This window comes from Deltaproteobacteria bacterium, from assembly GCA_016875225.1.
GTDB lineage: Bacteria > Myxococcota_A > UBA9160 > SZUA-336 > SZUA-336 > VGRW01.
Genome location: VGRW01000134.1, coordinates 1 through 5,679, shown reverse-complemented (window position 1 = coordinate 5,679; position 5,679 = coordinate 1). Strand labels below are relative to the sequence as shown.

Sequence of the window (5,679 nt, the reverse complement as noted above, 5' to 3'; positions counted from 1 at the left end):
GGGGCCCAGTACAGCGCGATTCTCCCCGCGCCCGCGGCGACGTCGAGCGCGCGCCCGGCGCGAGGCAGCTCGGCGTCGAGCTCGGCGAGCCAGGTCGGAGCGGCGAGGTCGGCGGACCCGGCCTCGCGCCAGATCCGGTCCCAGCGCTCGCGCTCCGCGTCCGCCATCGCCCGGCTCAGCGCCCCTTCCAGACCGGCTTGCGCCTGGCGACGAACGCGGCCTGCGCCTCGCGCGCGTCCTCGGTCTTGCGCAGCGGGCGGCCGAGCTCCTCCTGGCGGCGCCAGGCCTCTTCGAGCGGGAGCGCGAGCAGCTCACGTACACCGGACCGTGTCGCGCGGACCGCGAGCGGCGCGTTGGCCGCGATCGCATCCGCGTACTCGAACGCCGCGTCGAGAAGCGACCCGGCCGGGACGATCCGATTCACCAGCCCGATCTCGAGCGCGCGCTCGGCCGGGATCGGCTTCGCCGTGAGCAGGAGCTCGTGCGCGTTCACCCAGCCGATCTGGCGCGGCAGCAGCACGGTCGCGTTTCCGGTCGGGTAGAGGCCGATCGCGACCTCCTCGAGGGCGAACGTGGCGTGCGGGGCCGCGACGCGGAGCTCGGCGGCGAGCATCAGGTCGAAGCCGCCCGCACGCGCGTGGCCGTTGATCGCCGCGACCAGCGGCTTGCCCAGGTCGAAGCCGGCGAGAAGCGCGGTCGACACGTTGCGCAGACCCTCGAACGCCTCGGGGTCGATCCGCTCGCCTCGCGCGAGCGCCTGCGACACCGGGATCGTCTCGCGCATGTCCATTCCGGAGCAGAACACGCGCTCGCCGGCGCCCGTCAGAACCGCGCAGCGGATCGCGTCGTCGCGCGCGATCTCGCGCCAGCCGTCGGCGAGCGCGCGGAGCATGCCCGGGTCCAGGGCGTTCGCGCGCTCGGGCCGGTCGATCGTGATCAGAGCCACGTGCGGGTGGGCTTCGGGCCGCGAGAGCCGGATCGGCATGTCCTAGTGGTGGAACAGGCGCAGCTGGGTGTGGACCATCGCGATGCCGTACTCGCGGCAGGCGGCTTCGATCTCCGCGTCGCGCGTCGAGCCGCCCGGCTGCGCGATGAACTTCACGCCGTGGCGAGCGGCGTGGTCGATGTTGTCGCGGAACGGGATGAAGCCGTCGGACACCAGCGAGACGCCGTCCAGGCGCGATAGCCAATCGCGCCGCTCTTCGGGTCCGAGCAGAACGAGTGGCTGGTCCAGGACCTCGCGCAGCGCCGCCTCCTCTGAAGGGACCAGATCGCCCTCGATGTAGCGTACGCGCCAGTTGATCCGGTCCTGCCGCTTCACGCCCTTCTTGAAGCGCAGACCCAACACCTTCGGGTGTCGGCCGAGGTGCCAGACGTCGGCCTTCGCGCCGGCGAGCTTCGTGCAGTCGACGCGGCTCTGCTGGCCCGCGCCGATCCCGATCATCTGTCCGTCGAGCGCGTAGCCGACCGAGTTGGACTGGGTGTACTTGATGGCGATCAGCCCCAGCACCAGGTCGCGGGTCGCCTCGGGGGTGAGCGTGCCGCAGACCGTCTTCGCGACGTCGGCGGGCGTCACCTTGCGGTTGTTCCGGTCCTGCACCAACCGCACGCCGAAGAGCTCGCGCGCCTCGCGCTCGGGCGGACGGAAGCCCGCGTCGGCCTGCAGCACGATGAACGACCCCGACTTCTTCTCGCAGAGCGTGCGCAGCGCCTTCGGCTCGTAGCCGGGCGCGATGATCCCGTCCGAGACGACGCCCTTCAGAAAATCGGCGGTGGCCTCGTCGACCACGTCCGAGAGCGCCACGAAGTCGCCGAAGGAACACTTCGGGTCGGCGCCGCGCGCGCGAACGTAGGCGAGCGCGGCGGGCGTGAGCGATTGCCCCTGAACCTCGTACGCGCGCGCGAGATCGTCGGGCAGCGGCACCGCCACCGCAGCGCCCGCGGGCGAGACGTGCTTGAAGCTCGCGGCGGCGGGCAGGCCGAGCGCCTCGCGCGCCTCCGACACGAGCTGCCAGGCGTTCAGCGCGTCGAGCAGGTTGATCAGCGAGGGCGTGCCGCCGAGCAGCTCGACCGGGAGCTTGCCGCCGTCGAGCGGCTCGAGCGCGGCGAAGCCCTGGGTTGGATTGCAGCCGTACTTGAGTCGCATCGGGGCGGGTCCTCCCTCCGGGGCGGGTCGTGAGAATGCGCGATGGGCCCGGATTCCTCAACGCGAGGCGGCGCGAGGGCGCTGCACCTGCTGTGCGCGCGCTGCAGTGCCGAGCCGCGCCGACGCCCGCCGGGGCCGCGCGGAGCTGGCATCGCGGTTGCATTTCCCCGGGCCAGCCCCCTTTGGAGATGCGCGATGAGCCCGATCGATCCTTCGAACCGCCCGCCCGCGAGCCCCCCGAGCGTTCAGAGCGGGGCGGGCGAGACGATCGTCGAGCTGTCCTTCGCGCTGCTGATCGTCGGCATCTGGCTCGTGACGTGCCTGGCCGGCTAGGAGCGCGGAGTCAGTCGCGCAGGATGCGGATCGCGAATCCGTCTTCGGTCGTGCGCACGAACTCGCCGCGCAGCGGCTTCGGCGCGATTCCCTTCGCGGCGAGGTAGCGGACCTCGACGGGCGTGCCGGGCGCGAGCGAGAGCACCGGGCCGACGATCCGAGCGCCGCTCGGCGAGACGTCCGCGATCGCGCCGCGCTCGACCCGGCCCGCGACGAGGATCTCGACCAGGATCCGCGAGCGGCAGCGGGGCGCCGCGCGCGGCGAATCGAAGCCGGACGGATTCGGTGCGGCGGAGTTCTTCGGGGCGGCCATTCCGCCTCGAGATCGGCCCGTCGCGGGGACGGCTTGATATGCTGCGCGTCCCCGCACGAGGAACGAGATTGCGCTTCACCTTGCCCGCGCTGCGACTCCTGCCGCGAAATCTGATCTCTCGCGCCGCCGGTCGCTTTGCGGGCCTGCAGCTTCCCGGCCCGTTGCTTCGCGGCGAGATCCGCCTCTTCGCACGCGCGTTCGGGGTGGATCTGTCGGAGGTGCGCGATCCGCTCGAGTCGTTCGGCTCGCTGCAGGACTTCTTCACGCGGGCGCTCCGCGACGGCGCGCGCAGCATCGATCCGGCGAGCGAGTCGCTGGTGTCGCCCTGCGACGGCGCGTTCGGGGAATCGGGCCTCGTGCGCGACGGGCAAGCGTTCCAGCTGAAGGGGCGACCCTACGGACTGAGAGAGCTGCTCGGAAGCGCTGCCGACGCCGCGGCGTTCGAGGGCGGCGTCTACGCCACGATCTACCTGTCGCCGCGCGACTACCACCGCTTCCACACGCCTTGCGCCCTGCGCGTGGAGCGAACGACCTATCTGCCCGGAACCCTCTGGCCGGTGAACCGGATCGGCCTGGAAGGCGTCGACGCGCTGTTCGCGCAGAACGAGCGGATCTGCGCGTTCGTGCGCGCGAGCCCGGGCCACGCACTCCTGTGTCTGGTCGCGGTGGGCGCGACGATGGTCGGAAAGGTCCGGCTCGGCTTCGACTCGCTCGAGACCAACCGTGCGGGCGCGCGCGAGGAGCGGCGCAGCTACCCGGGCGGAATCGCGCTCGCGAAGGGAGCGGAGTGGGGCCGCTTCGAGTTCGGCTCGACGATCGTGCTCCTCGCGCCGCCGGGCGCGGTCGAGCTCGAGGCGCGCGCCCCCGGAACTCCCGTGCGGCTCGGCGAGCGGATCGGGCGACTAGCGCTTGGCTGAGCCCCGCGGCTTGCGCGGCTTGCGCGCAGAGCGCGAGGCGGCCGCGCGCAGGGCCGCGCCGTGCGCGAGCTCGAGCCAGTCGCGAAGCGCCTGCGGGTCCTCGAACGCGTCGGCCGGCGCCTCCCAGTACGACATCACGACCGGCTTCGCCCGCGCGCTCGTCTCGTACTCGAACGGCCGGCTGCCCGCGGCCTCGAAGCGCTCTCGAGTCTGGGAATCGGTCTTCAGGTAGAGCACGTCGGCCGCGACCAGCCCGACCATGTGCTCGCCCAGGTACAGCCCGTAGCCGCCGAACATGCGGCGGGCGCTCGCGCGGCCGAGGCCCGCGGTCGCCTCGCCGACCAGCAGCTCGAGCAGGTAGGTCACGAAGCCGCTCGCCATGGGTTCCCCCGTCCGAGCCCCGAGTGTAGAGTCGCGCGAATGGAAACGTTGGCCGGCGGCTGTCACTGCGGAGCGGTGCGCTTTCGCGTGGAGGTCGAGGACTTCGAAGCGAGCGACTGCAACTGCTCGGTCTGCTCGAAGAAGGGGATGCTCCACCTGATCGTCCCGCCCGAACGCTTCGAGCTGCTCCAGGGCGCCGAGGCGCTGTCGACCTACACGTTCAACACGGGCGTGGCGAAGCACCGCTTCTGCCGGATCTGCGGGATGCACCCGTTCTACACGCCGCGCTCCCATCCCGACCAGGTGGACGTGAACATCCGCTGCCTCGACGGCGACGCTTGGCGGCGCTTCGCGATCCGCGAGTTCGACGGGAAGAACTGGGAGGCGAACGTGGGGGCGATCCGCTGAGGCCCCGCTCGGAGGCGTGGTGAGTCGTTGGCTCTGGCGAGGGGCGGCGCTGGTCGCCGCGCTGATCGCGGCCTCGGCCGCGGGCGCGCTGCTGCTCCGCGCGTCGTGGCAGGCGCAGAGCGCGCGCGAGCTCGAGATCCGGACGCCCGCGGGAATCGACGAGGGCGCGTTCGTGCCGATCGGCGGGATCGAGCAGTGGGTGCACATCCGCGGCGAGGACCGCGCGAACCCGGCGCTGCTGATCCTGCACGGCGGCCCGGGCGGATCGCTGTCCGCTCTGGTGGCGCTGTTCCGCGACTGGGAGAAGCACTTCACGGTCGTGCAGTGGGACCAACGCGGGTCGGGCAAGACCTTCACCCGCAACGGCGCCGCAGGTCAGGGCGAGCTCTCGATCGAGCGCATGACGCAGGACGGGATCGAGGTGGTCGAGCACCTGCGCGAGCGGCTCGGCCAGCCGAAGATCCTGATCGTCGGTCTGTCCTGGGGGACGGTGCTCGGCGCGCAGATGGCGAAGCGCCGCCCCGACCTGCTCCGGGCCTACGTCGGAACCGGCCAGGTGGTCGACAAGGACGAGAAGGAGAAGCGGATCTACGCCGACCTGATCGCGAAGGCGCGCGAAGCGGGCGACGCGGAGGCGCTCGCCGCGCTCGAGGCGATCGGCACGCCTCCTTTCCGCAGCTACGACGATCTGCTGATCCACAGGAAATGGTCGCTGCGCTACGACGTCGCCTCGGAGCGCGAGCTCGAGTCGAAGCTGCGGCCGCTCGTGCTCGCTTCACCCTTCCACTCGCTGCTCGACATTCGCAGCCTTCTGGTGGCGCCGCGGTTCGCCGGCCGCCGCACGCACGAGGAGATGAACCGCTACGACGCGCGCGAGCTCGGCACGCGCTTCGATCTGCCCATCTTCCTGATCACCGGTGACGCGGACGCGGTCACGCCGGCCGATCTCGCGAAAAGCTGGTTCGACGATCTCGACGCGCCGGTCAAGGAGTTCGTCCTGCTCCCGAGCGGCGGACACGCCGCGCTGCTCTCGATGCCCGACGTGTTCCTGCGCGAGCTTCTCGCGCGGGTGCGGCCGCGGATCGGCTAGGAGCCTGACCCGAGAGTGAGTGCCGGGGCGCGCCGGATGGGGGTCTCCTCAGCGGTGCCCGGCACAGCCGACCGCTTCGTCGACCCCCATC

8 protein-coding genes are annotated in these 5,679 nt (G+C 71.7%); 3 read left to right on the top strand and 5 right to left on the bottom strand.

Annotated features, from left to right (window positions below):
* The 4 genes from FJ108_17765 to FJ108_17750 form a co-directional block, all read right to left on the bottom strand.
* On the bottom strand, positions 1-167 hold a 167-nt coding region (locus tag FJ108_17765; protein ID MBM4337738.1), incomplete at its 3' end, for a class I SAM-dependent methyltransferase.
* A gap of 8 nt (positions 168-175) precedes the next feature.
* Positions 176-985, bottom strand: coding sequence for a crotonase/enoyl-CoA hydratase family protein (locus FJ108_17760; protein ID MBM4337737.1), 810 nt, complete (start codon positions 983-985; stop codon positions 176-178).
* Between the two features lie 3 nt (positions 986-988).
* Positions 989-2,146 (bottom strand): phosphoribosylaminoimidazolecarboxamide formyltransferase, encoded by a 1,158-nt coding sequence (locus FJ108_17755; protein MBM4337736.1) that lies wholly within the window; start codon positions 2,144-2,146, stop codon positions 989-991.
* A gap of 343 nt (positions 2,147-2,489) precedes the next feature.
* Positions 2,490-2,792: a PilZ domain-containing protein gene (locus tag FJ108_17750; GenBank protein MBM4337735.1), complete on the bottom strand. Its 303-nt coding sequence runs from the start codon at positions 2,790-2,792 to the stop codon at positions 2,490-2,492.
* A gap of 38 nt (positions 2,793-2,830) precedes the next feature.
* On the opposite strand from FJ108_17750, the gene psd reads away from it, so the two are divergent.
* The gene (gene psd / locus FJ108_17745; protein MBM4337734.1) at positions 2,831-3,709 is read left to right on the top strand and encodes a phosphatidylserine decarboxylase; all 879 of its coding nucleotides are present in this window, start codon (positions 2,831-2,833) and stop codon (positions 3,707-3,709) included.
* On the opposite strand, the gene FJ108_17740 is transcribed toward psd, so the two are convergent.
* On the bottom strand, positions 3,695-4,090 hold the full coding sequence (locus FJ108_17740; GenBank protein ID MBM4337733.1) for a TfoX/Sxy family protein: 396 nt from the start codon (positions 4,088-4,090) through the stop codon (positions 3,695-3,697). The two genes, psd and FJ108_17740, sit on opposite strands and share 15 nt — an antisense overlap.
* Before the next feature lie 39 nt (positions 4,091-4,129).
* Between FJ108_17740 and FJ108_17735 the strand changes: the two genes are divergently transcribed.
* Both FJ108_17735 and FJ108_17730 read left to right on the top strand, forming a co-directional pair.
* On the top strand, positions 4,130-4,498 hold the full coding sequence (locus FJ108_17735; GenBank protein ID MBM4337732.1) for a GFA family protein: 369 nt from the start codon (positions 4,130-4,132) through the stop codon (positions 4,496-4,498).
* Between the two features lie 16 nt (positions 4,499-4,514).
* Complete coding sequence (locus tag FJ108_17730) at positions 4,515-5,588, top strand: alpha/beta hydrolase (GenBank protein ID MBM4337731.1); 1,074 nt, start codon at positions 4,515-4,517, stop codon at positions 5,586-5,588.
* Positions 5,589-5,679: the final 91 nt, after the last annotated feature.